Source organism: Streptomyces sp. A5-4 (assembly GCF_051131715.1).
In the GTDB taxonomy this organism is placed as follows: Bacteria; Actinomycetota; Actinomycetes; order Streptomycetales; family Streptomycetaceae; genus Streptomyces.
Map to the genome: position 1 here is coordinate 874,764 of NZ_CP178591.1, position 15,711 is coordinate 890,474.

Annotated in this window: 15 protein-coding genes; 8 read left to right on the forward strand and 7 right to left on the reverse strand. The window is 72.7% G+C overall.

Going from position 1 to position 15,711, the window contains the following annotated elements:
- The first annotated feature begins 69 nt into the window (after nt 1-69).
- A complete protein-coding gene (locus ACLLJJ_RS03950) occupies nt 70-951 on the forward strand; it encodes an ATP-grasp domain-containing protein (RefSeq protein ID WP_434587862.1) in 882 nt (293 codons plus the stop codon).
- A gap of 72 nt (nt 952-1,023) precedes the next feature.
- Here ACLLJJ_RS03950 and ACLLJJ_RS03955 read toward each other — a convergent pair whose 3' ends face one another.
- Nucleotides 1,024-1,524, reverse strand: a complete 501-nt coding sequence (locus ACLLJJ_RS03955; protein ID WP_434587863.1) for a rhodanese-like domain-containing protein — start codon at nt 1,522-1,524, stop codon at nt 1,024-1,026.
- A 93-nt stretch (nt 1,525-1,617) separates the two neighbouring features.
- Between ACLLJJ_RS03955 and ACLLJJ_RS03960 the strand changes: the two genes are divergently transcribed.
- Nucleotides 1,618-2,064 (forward strand): Lrp/AsnC family transcriptional regulator, encoded by a 447-nt coding sequence (locus ACLLJJ_RS03960; RefSeq protein ID WP_434587864.1) that lies wholly within the window; start codon nt 1,618-1,620, stop codon nt 2,062-2,064.
- Here the strand turns inward: ACLLJJ_RS03960 and ACLLJJ_RS03965 are convergent.
- From ACLLJJ_RS03965 to ACLLJJ_RS03985, 5 genes are all read right to left on the reverse strand, one after another.
- Nucleotides 2,032-5,070: an AAA family ATPase gene (locus ACLLJJ_RS03965; protein ID WP_434587865.1), complete on the reverse strand. Its 3,039-nt coding sequence runs from the start codon at nt 5,068-5,070 to the stop codon at nt 2,032-2,034. The two genes, ACLLJJ_RS03960 and ACLLJJ_RS03965, sit on opposite strands and share 33 nt — an antisense overlap.
- The gene (locus tag ACLLJJ_RS03970) at nt 5,067-6,248 is read right to left on the reverse strand and encodes an exonuclease SbcCD subunit D (RefSeq protein ID WP_434587866.1); all 1,182 of its coding nucleotides are present in this window, start codon (nt 6,246-6,248) and stop codon (nt 5,067-5,069) included. Before ACLLJJ_RS03970 ends, ACLLJJ_RS03965 begins: the two co-directional genes overlap by 4 nt.
- A 277-nt stretch (nt 6,249-6,525) precedes the next feature.
- Complete coding sequence (locus ACLLJJ_RS03975; protein WP_434587867.1) at nt 6,526-6,984, reverse strand: SRPBCC family protein; 459 nt, start codon at nt 6,982-6,984, stop codon at nt 6,526-6,528.
- Nucleotides 6,985-7,135: 151 nt separating this feature from the next.
- Nucleotides 7,136-7,762, reverse strand: coding sequence for a YigZ family protein (locus ACLLJJ_RS03980; protein ID WP_434587868.1), 627 nt, complete (start codon nt 7,760-7,762; stop codon nt 7,136-7,138).
- A gap of 88 nt (nt 7,763-7,850) precedes the next feature.
- Entirely contained in the window at nt 7,851-8,402 is a 552-nt protein-coding gene (locus ACLLJJ_RS03985) for a DoxX family protein (protein ID WP_434587869.1), read from the reverse strand.
- Between the two features lie 335 nt (nt 8,403-8,737).
- Between ACLLJJ_RS03985 and ACLLJJ_RS03990 the strand changes: the two genes are divergently transcribed.
- From ACLLJJ_RS03990 to ACLLJJ_RS04015, 6 genes are all read left to right on the forward strand, one after another.
- On the forward strand, nt 8,738-9,754 hold the full coding sequence (locus ACLLJJ_RS03990; protein ID WP_434587870.1) for a LacI family DNA-binding transcriptional regulator: 1,017 nt from the start codon (nt 8,738-8,740) through the stop codon (nt 9,752-9,754).
- The gene (locus ACLLJJ_RS03995) at nt 9,751-11,289 is read left to right on the forward strand and encodes a sugar ABC transporter ATP-binding protein (protein WP_434587871.1); all 1,539 of its coding nucleotides are present in this window, start codon (nt 9,751-9,753) and stop codon (nt 11,287-11,289) included. The genes ACLLJJ_RS03990 and ACLLJJ_RS03995 overlap by 4 nt, the downstream gene beginning before the upstream one ends.
- Entirely contained in the window at nt 11,279-13,240 is a 1,962-nt protein-coding gene (locus tag ACLLJJ_RS04000) for an ABC transporter permease/substrate-binding protein (protein ID WP_434587872.1), read from the forward strand. Before ACLLJJ_RS03995 ends, ACLLJJ_RS04000 begins: the two co-directional genes overlap by 11 nt.
- Before the next feature lie 70 nt (nt 13,241-13,310).
- Nucleotides 13,311-14,216: a ribokinase gene (locus ACLLJJ_RS04005; RefSeq protein ID WP_434587873.1), complete on the forward strand. Its 906-nt coding sequence runs from the start codon at nt 13,311-13,313 to the stop codon at nt 14,214-14,216.
- Nucleotides 14,213-14,602, forward strand: coding sequence for a D-ribose pyranase (gene rbsD, locus ACLLJJ_RS04010; protein WP_434587874.1), 390 nt, complete (start codon nt 14,213-14,215; stop codon nt 14,600-14,602). The genes ACLLJJ_RS04005 and rbsD overlap by 4 nt, the downstream gene beginning before the upstream one ends.
- 87 nt (nt 14,603-14,689) lie before the next feature.
- Nucleotides 14,690-15,097, forward strand: coding sequence for a CoA-binding protein (locus ACLLJJ_RS04015; protein ID WP_434587875.1), 408 nt, complete (start codon nt 14,690-14,692; stop codon nt 15,095-15,097).
- Between the two features lie 36 nt (nt 15,098-15,133).
- On the opposite strand, the gene ACLLJJ_RS04020 is transcribed toward ACLLJJ_RS04015, so the two are convergent.
- A complete protein-coding gene (locus tag ACLLJJ_RS04020; protein WP_434587876.1) occupies nt 15,134-15,688 on the reverse strand; it encodes a YbaK/EbsC family protein in 555 nt (184 codons plus the stop codon).
- Between the last annotated feature and the right edge of the window lie 23 nt (nt 15,689-15,711).

The following is a 15,711-nucleotide window of genomic DNA, read 5'->3' on the forward strand; positions in this document are numbered from 1 at the left end:
CCGCGCGGTACCACCGGCCAGGCAGGGCCGCGCTCCGCACCGACCACGACTTTTCTACGGGGGCACCTCTTGGCTGTCGGTTATCTCTTCTCCTCCGATCCGCTCAGGCCGAGCCGGACCGATCCGGCGTTCGCCGATGAGGCGGCCGGCGCGAGACGGTCCGGTGCGGACGTCACGCTGGTCGATCATGACGCGCTCATCGCGGGTGACACCGCACTGGCGCTCCGCCGGGTGCCGCGCGACTCGGGCCCGTACTGGTATCGGGGCTGGATGGTCCCGGTACTCGGATACGAGGCGCTGGCCAGTGGGCTGCGGGAGCGCGGCTGCGCCCTGCTCACCGCTCCGGACCTGTTCGGCCGCGCCCATGAACTCCCCGGCTGGTACGGGCTCTTCGCGGATCTCACTCCGCTCAGCGTGTGGCGCGCACTGGCGCCCGGCGCGGCCCCGTCCACCGCCGAACTCGTCAGGATGGCCGCTCCGCTGGGCGCGGGTCCGGCCGTCGTCAAGGACTTCGTGAAGTCCCGCAAGCACGAGTGGGACGAGGCCTGCTTCGTGCCCTCGCTCGGTGATGCGGCCCGGCTCACGGCAGTGGTGCGGCGCTTCTTCGAGTTGCAGGAGGACTCGCTCGCGGGCGGCCTGGTGATCCGGGCGTACGAGTCGTTCGTGCCGGGCGGGGAGGCCCGCGTCTGGTGGGTCGACGGCGAGCCCGTCCTGACCACCGCCCACCCCGACACTCCCGGCCGGGTGCCCGTCCCGGACCTCACGGCGATACGCCCCGCCGTGCGGGCGCTGGGCTGCCGCTGGGTGACGACGGATCTCGCGCTGCGTGAGGACGGCAGGTGGCGGGTGGTGGAGGTGGGGGACGGCTCGGTGAGCGGCCTGCCCGCCGGGGCGGACGCCACCCTCCTCTTCGACGCGCTCACGCGGGCCGGCGACCGTACTCGGAGCTGATTGCCCGGCCGGCCTCGTCCGCCGCCGACCGCGCGCTGGGCCGGACCGGTTCGTCGTACGCCAACCGCCTTCTCAGCAGCCGCAGTTGTCGGCGCCGATGGTCGCCGTCAGCGGGTCGGCGTCGCGGCGCTCGCGGCCCTCCTGCGTCTCGACCTCGAAGCCCTCGCGTATCCAGTACTCGATGCCGCCGAGCATCTCCTTTACCTGGTAGCCGAGTTCGGCGAGGGCCAGCGCGGCGCGGGCGCCGCCGTTGCAGCCGGGCCCCCAGCAGTACGTGACGACCGGGACGGCCTTGTCCAGGAGCTTCTCCGCCTGCTCGGGGATCAGCGCCGTCGGCAAGTGGAGGGCGCCGGGCACGTGTCCCTGGGCCCAGGACTCGGTGGAGCGGGAGTCGACCACGACGAAGCCGGGGGCCCCGCCGCCGACGAGGACCGCGGCGACGTCCGACACATCGGCGTGGAAGGCGAGGGCGGCGCCGAAGTACGCGGCGGCGGCCGAGGAGGCCGGCGGCACGCGGAGCACGGCGTTGGTGGAGAGCGGGGCACGGGAGCCGGTCGGCTGTGTCGTCTTCATGGCCCGAAATTTACGTCCAGCGATCATCCCGGTGAAGTGAGATCTCCCGGACCTTCTCTTGATCTGCCGTTGAATTCCCTGTTGTCTTCGGGCATGACCGGATATTCACCGGACGCCACCGACTGGCGCATCCTGGAAGCCCTGCAGGCCGAGGGCAGGGCCAGCTTCGCCGAGCTGGCCCGCGCCGTCTCCATGTCCGCGAGCGCCGTGACCGAGCGGGTGCGGCGGCTGGAGGAGGCCGGGGTGATATCGGGATATACGGCCATCGTCGACCACGACCGGCTCGGGCTGCCCATCCTGGCGTTCGTACAGCTGCGGTATCCGCACGGCAACTACAAGCCGTTCCACGACCTGCTGGAGTCGACACCCGAGGTACTCGAAGCGCATCACGTCACGGGCGACGACTGCTTCGTCGTCAAGGTCGCGACCCGTTCGATGCGGCACCTGGAGCAGGTGTCCGGCCGGTTCGGCGCACTCGGCTCGGTCACCACGAGCGTGGTGTACTCCTCACCGCTGCCCCGGCGCGCGGTCAGCCGCTGACCCCGCCGCGTGGTGCAGCACCACCGATCCGTGCCGGTCCTTGACGACCTCCAGCTGTGTGGTGACGCGACGCCGCAGATCGGCCACGTGGCTGACGATGCCGACGGCACGGTCCCGCTCCCGCAGCGAGTCCAGTACGTCGAGCACCTCGTCCAGGGTCTGCTCGTCGAGGCTGCCGAAGCCCTCGTCGATGAAGAGGGTGTCCAGGCGTACGCCGCCGGCCTCGTCGGTGACCACGTCGGCGAGGCCGAGCGCGAGGGCGAGGGAGGCGAAGAAGGTCTCGCCGCCGGAGAGCGTCGCGGTGTCGCGCTCGCTGCCCGTCCACGCGTCGACGACGTGCAGGCCCAGCCCGGACCGGCCGCGCCCGCCCGCTCTGGCGTCGGAGTGGACCAGGGTGTAGCGGCCCGACGACATGCGCCGCAGCCGCTCGGTCGCGGCTGCCGCTACCTGCTCCAGGCGGGCCGCCAGGACGTACGACTCCAGCCGCATCCTGCGTTCGTTGTCCGTCGAGGTGCCCGCGGTGAGCGAGGCGAGCCGCGCGACCCGCTCGTACCGCTCGCGCAGCGGGCCGATCCCGCGGGTCTCTTCCGCGACCTGCAGGGAGAGCGAGGTGAGTGCCGTGCGGCGCTCCCGGGCGGCGTCGAGGGCCGATGTGGCGTCGAGCAGCCCGCGCTCGACGGCGTCGAAGACCACCTGGGCCCGCTGCGGCGCGGCCTCGGGCCGCTCGGCGGCGGCGGCGGTCCGCGGCTCGGCCAGCCGGTCGGCCACCGCTGCCTGTTCGTTCTGCCAGGTGTCGATCCGGTGCTGGAGGTCGCGCAGCGCCGCGTCGTCGAGCAGCGCGTCGGCGGCGGCGCGCGGGGTGTCGAACCCGGCCCTGAACGCGGCGTCGGCGAGCCGGTCGTCGGCCTCCTTGAGGCGCCGCGCGGTGGCTTCGACCCCCCGCACGGCCTCCGCCGCTTCGCCGAGCAGCCGGACCCGGCGCTCCAGCAGGGCGGCGTGTTCGGCGACGCTGCCCGTCCCACCGCGGGCCCGGGTCAACTCGGCTTCCAGGGATACCTGTTCGCGGTCGAGTGCTTCGCGCTGCGAGGTGCGGGCGGCGGTGCGCCGCTCGGCCTGCTGCTGGGCGTCGACGCGCCCCGCGTGCTCACGCTCGGCGCGCACCAGCGCCTCACGCGCCGCGTGCGTGTCCGCGGCGAGCGCATGGGCCGCTCCGTGCTCCCGCGTCAACTCATCGGCGATCAGGGTCAGTTCGTGCACCGTGGAGCCGCCGGCCTCGGCCCTGGCTGCCGCGCACTCCTCCCGGACGACGGCGAGCGCGCGCTCCGCATCGGCGCGCGCACCCTCACAGCGGGTGTGCTCCGTGTACGCCGCCTCCTCCGCGGTACGGTCCACGTGGCCGGCCCCGGCCCTGGCGGGCGCGGGGTGCTCGGCCGCGCCGCAGACCGCGCAGGGTTCGCCGTCCCGCAGTCCGGCCGCCAACTCGGCCGCGATACCGCGCAGTCGGCGCTCCTTGAGGTCGAGCCAGGTTTCGTGCGCGCCGGCCGCCCGTTCGCGGGCCGCGCGCAGCCGGTCCTCGGCGGTGACCACCTTCTTGTCGAGCGCGTCGCGCTCGCGGGCCGCGTCGAGCCGGTGGCGGGCCGGTTCGAGCCGGCCCGCGAGGTGCTCGGCGCGGGTCACGGCGTCCTGGGCCGCCTCGATGCGCTCCTGACCGCGCTGCCGGGTCACGGCCCAGCCGGCCAGCCAGTCCGCGGCGTCCCTGAGCAGGTCCTCGTCGGCGCGCGCGTGCCGCTCCAGGTCGGTGCGCTCCCGGCCGATCTCCTCGCTGCGCCGCTCGGCCCTGCGGGCGGCTTCGAGGGCGCCGAGGTCTTGGCGCAGCTTGCGTTCGAGTCCGGCGAGCTGTTCGGCCCCGGCGTCCGCGAGGTCCGGCGGGAGGGCGTTCCTGGAGCGCTCACGGGTCGCGCTCGCCGTGTGGTGCTCGCGCTCGGAGTCGTCGCGCAGCGCCAGGGCGGGGGCGACCCGGTCGGCCTTGCCCGCCCGGTCCCGGCGGGCGCGCAGCCGCTCGTGGTCGGGGCGCCCGGCTTCGAGGAGGTCGGCGCGCCGGTACGCGTCGGCGTACCGCTGCTGGAGGGCGGCCAGTTCGCGCTCTTCCTCCAGTGCCAGGCGGGCGGCGGCCCGGCGGCTCTCGGCGCCGGCCACCGCCGACTCCGCGATGTCGAGGCGCTCGAAGGCGCCGCAGCGTGCGACGGCGGCCCATTCCCGCACGGCCTCGGCGAGCCCGGGGGCGCCGGGCTGCGGCGCGGGCAGCGGCCGGTCGCGCGCGTCGGCGCTGTCTCCGGCGGCCTGCGCCATGCGCTGGGCGAGGGCGAGCAGCCGCTCGTCGCCGGTGCGCACCTGCTGCTCGGCGGAGCGCCGCTGCTCGGCCAGCCGGTCTTCGACGGCGGCGAAGCGGCGGGTGTCGAAGAGTCGGCCGAGCAACTTGCCGCGGGCCTCCGCGTCGGCCCGCAGGAAGCGGGCGAAGTCGCCCTGGGGCAACAGCACCACCTGGCAGAACTGCTCCCTGTTCATGCCGAGGAGCTGCCCGATCTCCTCGCCGATCTCCTGGTGGGAGCGGCTCAGCGCCTGCCAGCCGGTGGCGGTGTCGTACTCGCGCAGCCAGCTCTGCGCCTTGTCGGTCGTCGTGCCCGCGCGCCCGCCCTTCTTGGGCCGGTCCTGGGCGGGGCGTCGGGTGATCTCCAACCGCCGCCCGCCGACGGTCAGTTCGAGGCACACCTCGGTGGCCACTCCCGACTCGGCGTGGTCGCTGCGCAGTGCGGCCCCCGGGCTCTGCCGGGCGCCGGGGACCGCGCCGTACAGCGCGTAGCAGACCGCGTCGAGGACGGAGGTCTTCCCCGCCCCGGTCGGGCCGTGCAGCAGGAAGAGGCCGGCGGAGCTGAGCGCGTCGAAGTCGACCTGCTGGGTGGCGCCGAAGGGGCCGAAGGCCGTGATGCGCAGCTGGTGCAGTCTCACCGAGCCACCTCGTGCGCCAGGTCCTGGGTGAGCGCGGTGTCCACCCGTACGTCGTCGAAGGCGTCGTGCAGGACGGTGCGCTCCCGTTCGTCGGGGCCGGTGCCGCCGCGCACATGGGCGACGAAGTCGTCCGCGATCTGCTGATCGGTGCGCCCCTTGAGCCGCTGGGCGTAGGAGGCGGAGGGGTCGTCGGCGGCCCGCTCGGGATCGAAGACGAGGCTGATGGTGTGCGGGAAGCGGGCGCAGAGCCGAGCCATGGGATCGGCGGGGCGGGCGGGGTCGGTCAGTGTCGCCTCGATCCAGGAGTCCTCGTGCCGCTCCAGCGCCGGGTCGGCCAGCAGTTCCTCGACGCGGCCACGGATCCGGGCGACGGGCCTGGGCACCGGACAGTCGATGCGCTCCGCGCCGATCTCCCCTCCGGGTCCGAGGTCGATCAGCCACATCGTCTTGCGGTGGGTGGCTTCGGAGAAGGAGTAGGCGAGCGGTGAGCCCGAGTAACGCACCCGGTCGGTGACGGCCTGCGCGCCGTGCAGGTGGCCCAGGGCGACGTAGTCGACGCCGTCGAACACTCCGGCGGGGACGGCGGCGACGCCACCGATGGTGATGTCCCGCTCGCTGTCGCTCGGCTCGCCGCCCGCGACGAAGGCATGGGCGAGGACGACGGACCTGGTGCCGTCGGGGCGCCCGGCGAGGTCGGTGCGCACGCGCTCCATGGCCGCCCCGATCACGGCTTCGTGCCCCGCCTTGGCGGCCTTGAATTCCTCGCGCACCAGGGCCGGTTCCAGGTACGGCAGCCCGTAGAAGGCCACTTCGCCGTGCGCGTCGCCGAGCACGACGGGGGTGGCGCAGGCGGCCGGGTCGGTGAGCAGGTGGATTCCGGCCCGTTGGATGAGGCCGGCGCCGACGCCGAGCCTGCGTGCCGAGTCGTGGTTCCCGGAGATCATGACGGTCGGTACACCCGCGTCGGCGAGCCGGTGCAGCGCCCGGTCGAAGAGTGCGACGGCGGAGAGCGGCGGCACGGCCCGGTCGTACACGTCCCCCGCGACCAGCACGGCGTCGACGTCCCGCTCGCGCACCGTCGTCACCAGGTGGTCGAGGAACGCGGACTGGGCGTCCAGCAGACCCACTCGGTGGAAGGACCGTCCCAGATGCCAGTCGGATGTGTGCAAAATCCTCAAGATACGGCTCCGACCTGCATGTTTCCCCTTCTCCACCCCTGGGGCCCGCAGTAGATCGGCTCGGGGCCCGGTTGTCACCACGGACCACGCTATCGCCGCGCGGCACCTCATCCACCACAGACCTCAATCTTCGCCGGGCGGCAGCGCCGGGGAGGCGGTGGCCGGCGGGGCGTGAAGAGAGGGCGGAGAGGTCACTGCCGCGGCCGGGGGGCGCCCGGGGTCGCGCGGGGCGGCTGCCCCGGGGGGTCGGGGCAAGCCCCCAGGACGTCCGCGGGTCTCAGGACGGCAGCCCCGCCTGCCGCCGTGGGGAGTTCTCGACGACCTTGGCGAGGCGCGCGAGCATGCTGCGGTGGCGCAGTTGCAGCATGGCGTCCACCGCCGAGTTGTGCAGCGCGCCGCCCAGTCCGCGCAACGGGTGCTCGTCGACGATGACCAGGGTGTGCTCTCCCCAGGGGCGGATCTCGATGGCGATCCTGGCGGTGCCCAGCGGTCCGCTGTCGGCCTCCAGTTCGAGCACCCGGGGCCGTTCGCTGAGGCGGACGGTCGTCTCCCCCTTCGCCTTCCACGGCCCGAGGCGCACCGTGTACTCGATCGAGGCGCCGACCTGCGGCCAGTCGCTCCCCTTGGGCCGGGTGTGCGAGGTGGCGACCACCCAGTCCGCGTAACGCGAACCGTCGGCCAGGACCTCCCACACGGCTTCGGGAGTGCTACGGATCAGCTGATGCCGAACGGCCATGGGTCCTCCAACACATCGACGGAACCACCAGTGCGTGCCCGAGTGCCCAGCCTAGGAGGCCCCACGCCGATCGACCCGTCGACGGCGCCCACCCGCGTCACGGCCGGGCCGCGTACGGCGCCCGCCCGGTCCCGGGCCGCCGCACGTGTCCTCACGCGTCGCCGTACGCCTCTCCGCCCAGCTCGAACAGGGCGGTGCCCGCCGTGGCGTCGGCGAGCCAGGCACGGAAGGGTGCCACGTCCGCCTCCGGCAGGCCGACCTCGATCGTGACGGCGGCTCCGTAGCGCACGTCGCGCACCGCCCGCCCGGTCGTCCGCAGGTCGTTCTCCAGCCTGCCCGCGCGCTGGTGGTCGACGGTGACGGTGGCCAGCCGGAAACGCTGCCTGGTGAGGGTGCCGAGCGCGTCGAGGGCCTCGCCGACGACTCCGCCGTATGCCCTGATGAGCCCGCCCGCGCCGAGTTTCACGCCGCCGAAGTAGCGGGTGACGACGGCGACGGTGTAGCGGATCTCGCGGCGCATGAGCATCTGGAGCATGGGCACGCCCGCGGTGCCGCCCGGCTCGCCGTCGTCGCTCGCCTTCTGCACGGAGGCGTCCGCGCCGATGACGTACGCGAAGCAGTTGTGGGAGGCCGTCGGGTGTTCCTTGCGGACGCGGGCGACGAAGTCCTGCGCCTCACGCTCGGTCGCGGCGGGGGCGAGTGAGCACAGGAAGCGCGATCTGTTGATCTCAGCTTCGTGCGTGCCCGGGTGGGCGACGGTCCGGTACTGCTCCTGCATTCGGCCCACCCTATGCGGCCCGGCGGGAAAGCCCCAGGTCCAGGCAGGTTCCCACCGGGCCGCCGGGGCCCGGGCGACGCTCCTGCCGCTACTTCCGGAGCAGCAGGGTCAGACCCGCGAGCACCACACCGAGCCCCAGGGCCGCGACCCCGTACGGGAACCGCTGGACGCGCAGGCCCGGCACGAAGCGGTCGACGGCGAGTGCGCCGGGGCCGGTCAGGGTGAGGGCCGCGGCGGCGGCGATGATGAGGACCTCGTACTCCACTCCCTCGGGGGCGAAGAACTTCCCGCTCCACGACACGGCGAGTGCGTTGATCATGGTGCCGACGACGGCCGCGCCGGCCAGCGGGGTGAGCAGGCCGATGGCGAGCCCGAGCCCGCCGAACGTCTCGGTGAGACCGGCCACGACGGCCATCGCCTTGCCCGCGGGGTAACCGCTCGCGGTGAAGAACTGGGCGGTGCCGTCGAGTCCGCCGCCGCCGAACCAGCCGAAGAGCTTCTGCGAGCCGTGGGCGGCCATGGCCAGTCCGAGGGCCAGGCGCAGCACGAGCAGACCGACATCGTGGGCGTGCGCGGAGGGGTCCTGACGCCGGGGCGTTCCGGTGGTGACCGGGCTGAGCAGCGTGGTGGGGGGAGTCATGTGAGGGGCTCTCTCCTGTGTCGGGACCCGGGCGCGGGGCCGCCCGGGGGGGGTGCTGGTGGCCAGTTACTTGAAACTTCAAGCCACCAGTCAGGACGATACACAGCGGTACAACCGTGAACAACAAAGCCTCCGGTACGTCCGGAAAGCGGCCGGATTCCGAACACCCCTCGACGCGCTCATCTGAGCGCCACCACGTCACGATCCGGTCTCGCTCTGCGGCCAGGGTCTTGCCCGCATCCGTGTAATCGATTCCAATCGTCGATGTAATCGATTCCATGACCACGCGGTCCTGGAATCGAGCCGCACGGATTCCACAAGGAGGTGGTCCGGCGATGGCGAGCATCAAGGATGTCGCGGCCGAGGCGGGAGTATCAGTCGCCACGGTCTCGCGCGTCCTCAACAGCCATCCCTCCGTCAGCCCCGAGGCACGCGCCCGGGTCCTCGGGGCGGTCGACGTTCTCGGCTACCGCCCCAACGCCGTCGCCCGGTCACTGCGCACCGACCGGACGCGCACCCTCGGCCTGGTCATCAGCGACGTACTCAACCCGTACTTCACCGAGCTGGCCCGCTCCGTCGAGGAAGCGGCCCGCGCGCTCGGCTACAGCGTCATCATCGGCAACGCCGACGAGCGGCCCGAGCTGCAGGACCACCATGTGCGTACCCTGCTCGACCGCCGCATCGACGGCCTGCTCGTCTCCCCCACCGACGGGGCGTCCCCGCTGATGCTGGACGCCGCGCGCGGCGCCACCCCGATGGTCTTCGTAGACCGCTGGATCCCCGGCGTCGACGTGCCCGTCGTACGCGCCGACGGCTGCCCCGCGGTACGAGACCTGGTCGCCCATCTGTACGGCCTGGGCCACCGCAGGCTCGCCATCATCGCGGGCCCGGCGGCGACCACCACCGGCAGCGAGCGCGTCGAGGCCTTCCGTGACGCCCTGCGCGCGCACGGGCTGCCGCTGCCCGACGCCTACATCGGCCAGGGCGACTTCCAGGCCGACAGCGGCCGGCGCGCCACCGAGCGGTTCCTCACCCTCGACGAGCCGCCCGAGGTCGTCTTCGCCGCGGACAACCTGATGGCGCTCGGCGCGCTGGACGCGATCCGCTCGCACGGCCTGCGCGTCCCGCACGACATGGGGCTCGCCGCCTTCGACGACATTCCGTGGTTCGTGCACACCGATCCACCGATCACCGCGATCGCCCAGCCGACCGGTGACCTCGGCCGGGCCGCCGTGCAGGCGCTGATCGACCTCATCGAGGGCCGTCCCCCGCAGTCGGTCACCCTTCCCGCCCGCCTCGTCGTACGCCGTTCCTGCGGCGAGCCCGCTTCGGACCAGAGGAGCACCCTGTGAGCAGCCCGGACGAGTTGCTGCGCATCGAAGGCGTCCGCAAGACCTTCCCCGGCGTCGTCGCGCTCGACTCCGTCGACTTCGACCTGCGCCGCGGCGAGGTGCACGTGCTCCTCGGTGAGAACGGCGCGGGCAAGAGCACCCTCATCAAGATGCTCTCCGGCGCCTACCGCCCGGACAGCGGGCGCATCCTCGCCGAGGGCCACGAGGTCCGCATCCACGGCGCCCAGGACGCCGAGCGGCTGGGCATCGCCACCATCTACCAGGAGTTCAACCTGGTGCCCGATCTGACGGTCGCCGAGAACATCTTCCTGGGCCGCCAGCCGCGCCGCTTCGGGCTGATCGACCGCGGGCGGATGGAGTCGGACGCCGAGGAGCTGCTGCGCCGCGTCGGCGTGCGGGTCTCCCCCCGCACCAGAGTGCGCGAACTGGGCATCGCCCGGCTGCAGATGGTGGAGATCGCCAAGGCGCTCAGCCTCGACGCGCGCGTCCTGATCATGGACGAACCGACGGCCGTCCTCACCTCCGAGGAGGTGGACAAGCTCTTCGGCATCGTGCGCACACTGCGCGACGACGGCGTGGGAATCGTCTTCATCACCCACCACCTCGAAGAGATCGCCGCGCTCGGCGACCGGGTCACCGTGCTGCGCGACGGGCGCAGCATCGGCCAGGTCCCCGCGTCCACGCCCGAGGACGAGCTGGTACGCCTGATGGTGGGGCGCAGCATCGAGCAGCAGTACCCCCGCGAACGCCCGGACGCCGGGCAGCCGTTGCTCTCGGTACGCGGCCTGACCAGGGGCGGCGTCTTCCACGACGTCAGCTTCGAGCTGCGCGCCGGTGAGGTCGTCGGCCTCGCGGGCCTCGTCGGCGCCGGGCGCACCGAGGTGGCCCGCGCCGTCTTCGGCGCCGACCGCTACGACACCGGCAGCATCGAGGTCCAGGGCGAGCCGCTCCCCGGACACGACGTGAACGCCGCGATGGGCGCCGGGATCGGCCTGGTGCCCGAGGACCGCAAGGGCCAGGGCCTGCTGCTCGACGCCTCCGTGCAGGAGAACCTCGGCCTGGTCACGCTGCGCTCGGCGAGCCGCGGCGGGCTCGTGGACCTCAAGGGCCAGCGCACCGCCGCCGCCCGGATCGCCGAGCAGCTGGGGGTACGGATGGCCGGCCTCGGCCAGCATGTCCGCACCCTGTCCGGCGGCAACCAGCAGAAGGTCGTCATCGGCAAATGGCTGCTGGCCGACACCAAGGTGCTGATCCTCGACGAGCCGACCCGGGGCATCGACGTCGGCGCCAAGGTCGAGATCTACCAGCTCATCAATGAGCTGACGGCCTCCGGGCACGCGGTCCTGATGATCTCCAGCGACCTGCCCGAAGTGCTGGGCATGAGCGACCGCGTGCTGGTCATGGCGCAGGGCCGCATCGCGGGCGAACTGCCCGCCGAGAGCGCGACCCAGGACGCGGTGATGGCACTCGCCGTCAGCGCGGCCCCCGTAACGACTCCCGCAGTGAACGAAGTGGAGGGCCCCCGTGGCCACTGACACGCTGAAAAAGAAGAACACGGACGCCGGTGGCGCCTCGGCGGTCCGCCGCTTCCTGCTCGAAAACGGCGCGCTGAGCGCGCTCGCGGTCCTGGTGGTGGCGATGTCGCTGCTCTCCGGCGACTTCCTGACCACCCAGAACCTGCTCAACGTGGGGGTGCAGGCGGCCGTCACCGCGATCCTCGCGTTCGGCGTCACCTTCGTCATCGTCTCGGCGGGCATCGACCTGTCGGTCGGCTCGGTGGCCGCGCTCTCCGCGACCGTCCTGGCCTGGTCGGCGACGTCCGCGGGGGTGCCGGTGTGGCTGGCCGTCATCCTCGCCGTCGCCAACGGCATCGCCTGCGGCTTCGTCAACGGCGCCCTCGTGAGTTACGGCAAACTGCCGCCGTTCATAGCCACCCTCGCCATGCTTTCGATCGCCCGCGGCCTGTCGCTCGTGATCTCGCAGGGCAGCCCGATCGCCTTCCCCGACTCGGTCTCCGTACTGGGCGACACCCTCGGCGGCTGGCTGCCGGTACCCGTCCTGGTGATGATCGCGACGGGGCTGATCACAGCCCTGATCCTGGCCCGTACCTACATCGGCCGTTCGATGTACGCGATCGGCGGCAACGAGGAGGCGGCCAGGCTCTCCGGTCTGCGCGTGAAGCGGCAGAAGCTCGTCATCTACGCGCTGTCCGGTCTCTTCGCCGCCGTCGCCGGCATCGTGCTCGCATCGCGTCTGGTCTCCGCGCAGCCGCAGGCCGCGCAGGGGTACGAGCTGGACGCGATCGCCGCGGTCGTCATCGGCGGCGCCAGCCTCGCGGGCGGTGTCGGCAAGGCGTCCGGCACCCTCATCGGCGCGCTGATCCTCGCCGTGCTGCGCAACGGCCTCAACCTGCTGTCCGTGTCCGCCTTCTGGCAGCAGGTCGTCATCGGTGTGGTCATCGCGCTCGCCGTCCTGCTCGACACCCTGCGCCGCCGCGCGGGCGGCGGATCGGCGCCCGCCGCCGCGGGCGCGTCGGGGCCCGGGTCCGGATCCGGGCGCCGGAACGCGGCGAAACTCGGCATCGCCGCGGTGTGTGTGGCGGCCGTCGTGGCAGGCGTGTCCTTCCTCAACTCCGGCTCCTCCGGTACGAGCACCAAGGTGGGCATGTCGCTCTCCACGCTCAACAACCCCTTCTTCGTACAGATGAAGGAGGGCGCACAGGCCGAGGCGGGCGCCGCGGGGGTCGACCTGACCGTCACCGACGCGCAGAACGACGCGTCCCAGCAGGCCAACCAGATTCAGAACTTCACCGGCGAAGGAATGAAGTCGATCATCGTCAACCCGGTGGACTCCGACGCGGTGGGGCCCTCCGTACAGGCCGCCAACAAGTCGGACATCCCGGTGATCGCCGCCGACCGCGGCGTCAACAAGGCCGACACCGCGACCCTCGTCGCCTCCGACAATGTGGCCGGCGGCCGGCTCGCCGCGAAGACACTGGCCGAGAAGCTCGGCGGCAAGGGCGAGATCGTCACTCTGCAGGGCACCGCGGGCACCTCCGCCAGCCGCGAGCGGGGCAAGGGCTTCGCCGACGGCCTGAAGGCGTACCCGGGTATCAAGGTCGTCGCCACCCAGCCCGCGGACTTCGACCGCACCAAGGGCCTGGACGTCATGACCAATCTGCTGCAGACCAATCCCGACATCACCGGCGTCTTCGCCGAGAACGACGAGATGGCTCTCGGCGCGGTCAAGGCGCTGGGCAAGAAGGCGGGCGGCCCGGTGTCCGTGGTCGGTTTCGACGGCACCCCCGACGGTCTGAAGGCGGTCGGGGCGGGCACGCTCTACGCGTCCGTGGCCCAGCAGCCGAAGGAACTCGGCAGGATCGCCGTCCGGAACGCGGTCAAGGCCGCCCAGGGCAAGAAGGTCGACAGCACGGTGAAGGTGCCGGTCAAGATCGTCACCAAGAAGAACGTCGCCGACTTCTCCTGATCCGCACCGCCTCCGTCCCTCAGCGCGAATCCAACGAACTCCAACGAACTCCAGCGAAAGAAGACCGCGCATGCAGCACCACGACCTGCTGGTCGTAGGGTCGGCCAACGCCGACCTGGTGATCGGTGTCGAGCGCCGCCCGGCGCCCGGTGAGACGGTGCTCGGCTCCGACCTGGCCGTCCACCCGGGCGGCAAGGGAGCCAACCAGGCGGTCGCCGCCGCCCGGCTCGGCGCCCGTACGGCCCTGCTGGCCAGGGTCGGCGACGATGCCCACGGGCGGCTGTTGCTGGAGTCCCAGCGTGCGGCCGGGGTGGACACCGACGGGATCCTCGTCGGCGGCGCGCCCACCGGGGTCGCGCTGATCACGGTGGACCCCTCGGGCGACAACAGCATCGTGGTCTCCCCCGGCGCGAACGCCCGGCTGACCCCCGAGGACATCCGGGCCGCCCGGGATCTGCTCGGCGCCGCCCGGGTGGTGTCGGTGCAGCTGGAAATCCCGCTGGAGACCGTGGCCGAGGTGGTGCGTACGCTGCCGGCGGGCACCCGGCTCGTGCTCAATCCCTCGCCGCCCGCGCCGCTCCCCGCGCAGGTGCTCGCCGCCTGTGACCCGCTGGTCGTCAACGAGCACGAGGCCCGGTTCATGCTCGGCGGGTCGGCGGGGCAGGATCCGCAGGACTGGGCGCGCGGACTGCTCCGGCTCGGGCCGCGGTCGGTGGTGATCACACTGGGCGCGGCGGGCGCGCTCGTCGCCGACGACCGCACGGACACCTGCGCACGGGTCCCGAGCCCGCGGGTCGACGCCGTGGACACCACCGGAGCGGGTGACGCCTTCACCGCCGCTCTGGGCTGGCGGCTCAGCCTCGGCGACGACCTCACGACGGCCGCCGGGTTCGCCGTCCGGGTCGGCGCCGCCGCCGTCACCGGGAAGGGCGCACAGCAGTCCTTCCCGACGATCGAGGAGCTGGGCGCCGCGTGAAGAGGTCAGGCATTCTCAACCGTCATCTGGCCGGAGCGCTGGCCGAGTTGGGTCATGGCGACGGGGTTCTGGTCTGCGATGTGGGCATGCCCATACCGGCGGGCCCGCGCGTCGTCGACCTGGCCTTCCGGGCGGGCACCCCGTCGTTCGCGGAAGTGCTCGACGGGCTGCTGGCCGAGCTGGTGGTGGAGGGCGCGACGGCCGCGCGCGAGGTACGGGAGGCCAATCAGACGGCGGCCCGGCTGCTCGACGTCCGGCTCCCGGGCCTGGACCTGGTCCCGCACGAGGAGCTCAAAACACTGTCGGCCGGTGCCCGGCTCGTGGTGCGGACGGGCGAGGCCCGGCCCTACGCGAACGTCCTGCTGCGCTGCGGGGTGTTCTTCTAGCGGATCGGGAGCGGCGGGCGGGCGGGAATCGTCGGCCGCCGCCGTTCGTTGCACTGCGCGAGCACCCCGACCTGCTGGAGGCAGCACATGTATGGCGACCCGGCGACGATCCGCAGGATCCTGACGGAACGCGGCGACACCTGGGCGGTGGTGGGCCTGTCCGGCAACCAGTCACGGGCGGCGTACGGCGTCGCCGAAGTGCTGCAGCGTTTCGGCAAGCGCGTCGTGCCCGTGCACCCCAAGGCCGAGACGGTCCACGGGGAGCGGGGCTACGCCTCGCTGGCGGACATCCCCTTCGACGTCGATGTGGTGGATGTCTTCGTCAACAGTGAGCTCGCGGGCGGTGTCGCCGACGAGGCGGTGGCGATCGGCGCGAAGGCCGTCTGGCTCCAGCTCGGAGTGATCGACGAGGCGGCGTACGAACGGACCCGTGCGGCGGGCCTCGACATGGTCATGGACCGCTGCCCGGCGATCGAGATCCCCCGGCTCGGCTGATCCGGCTCTTCGCCGGCCCCGGACCACGGGGCCGGCTCAGATCCCGAGGCCGTCCAGCACCACGGCCCCCGGCAGGCCCGCGAAGGCCTTGCCGGGCACGATGAGCTTGCCCCGGCGACTGCCACTGCCGATCAGGACCCAGTCTGCGTCGACGACCGCGGCGTCCACGAGCAGCGGCCAGCCGCCGGGCAGGCCGATCGGGGTGATGCCGCCGTACTCCATGCCCGAATCCCGGACAGCGGTGTCCCTGGGGGCGAACGACGCCTTGCGTGCGCCCAGCTGTCCCCGGACCACGCCGTTGACATCGACGCGGGTACTGGAGAGGACCACACAGGCGGCCAAAGTGCTCTCGCCGCCCCGCTTGCCGACGACGACCACGCAGTTGGCCGAGGCGTCGAGCAGCTCCGCGCCGTAGTGCTCGACGAAGGCCGCGGTGTCGGCGATCTCCGGATCGGTGTCGACGTAGATCAGCTGCTCGGCAGGTACGTCGCCGCTCCACGCGCGCAGGGCGTCCGCCACGGGCGCGACAAGCAGCTCCAGGCAGTCGGGGGCGGGTCGGGCGTCGTCGAAGTCACCGATGGGAGCGCGCATGCAGGCACGCTAACAGCCGCCCC

What these genes read in the sequence shown, in the direction of transcription:
- ACLLJJ_RS03955 (WP_434587863.1), bottom strand. Translation starts at nt 1,524, where the DNA reads ATGAAGACGACACAGCCGACCGGCTCCCGTGCCCCGCTCTCCACCAAC.
- ACLLJJ_RS03960 (WP_434587864.1), top strand. Translation starts at nt 1,618, where the DNA reads ATGACCGGATATTCACCGGACGCCACCGACTGGCGCATCCTGGAAGCC.
- ACLLJJ_RS03975 (WP_434587867.1), bottom strand. Translation starts at nt 6,984, where the DNA reads ATGGCCGTTCGGCATCAGCTGATCCGTAGCACTCCCGAAGCCGTGTGG.
- ACLLJJ_RS03980 (WP_434587868.1), bottom strand. Translation starts at nt 7,762, where the DNA reads ATGCAGGAGCAGTACCGGACCGTCGCCCACCCGGGCACGCACGAAGCT.
- ACLLJJ_RS03985 (WP_434587869.1), bottom strand. Translation starts at nt 8,402, where the DNA reads ATGACTCCCCCCACCACGCTGCTCAGCCCGGTCACCACCGGAACGCCC.
- ACLLJJ_RS03990 (WP_434587870.1), top strand. Translation starts at nt 8,738, where the DNA reads ATGGCGAGCATCAAGGATGTCGCGGCCGAGGCGGGAGTATCAGTCGCC.
- ACLLJJ_RS04005 (WP_434587873.1), top strand. Translation starts at nt 13,311, where the DNA reads ATGCAGCACCACGACCTGCTGGTCGTAGGGTCGGCCAACGCCGACCTG.
- ACLLJJ_RS04015 (WP_434587875.1), top strand. Translation starts at nt 14,690, where the DNA reads ATGTATGGCGACCCGGCGACGATCCGCAGGATCCTGACGGAACGCGGC.
- ACLLJJ_RS04020 (WP_434587876.1), bottom strand. Translation starts at nt 15,688, where the DNA reads ATGCGCGCTCCCATCGGTGACTTCGACGACGCCCGACCCGCCCCCGAC.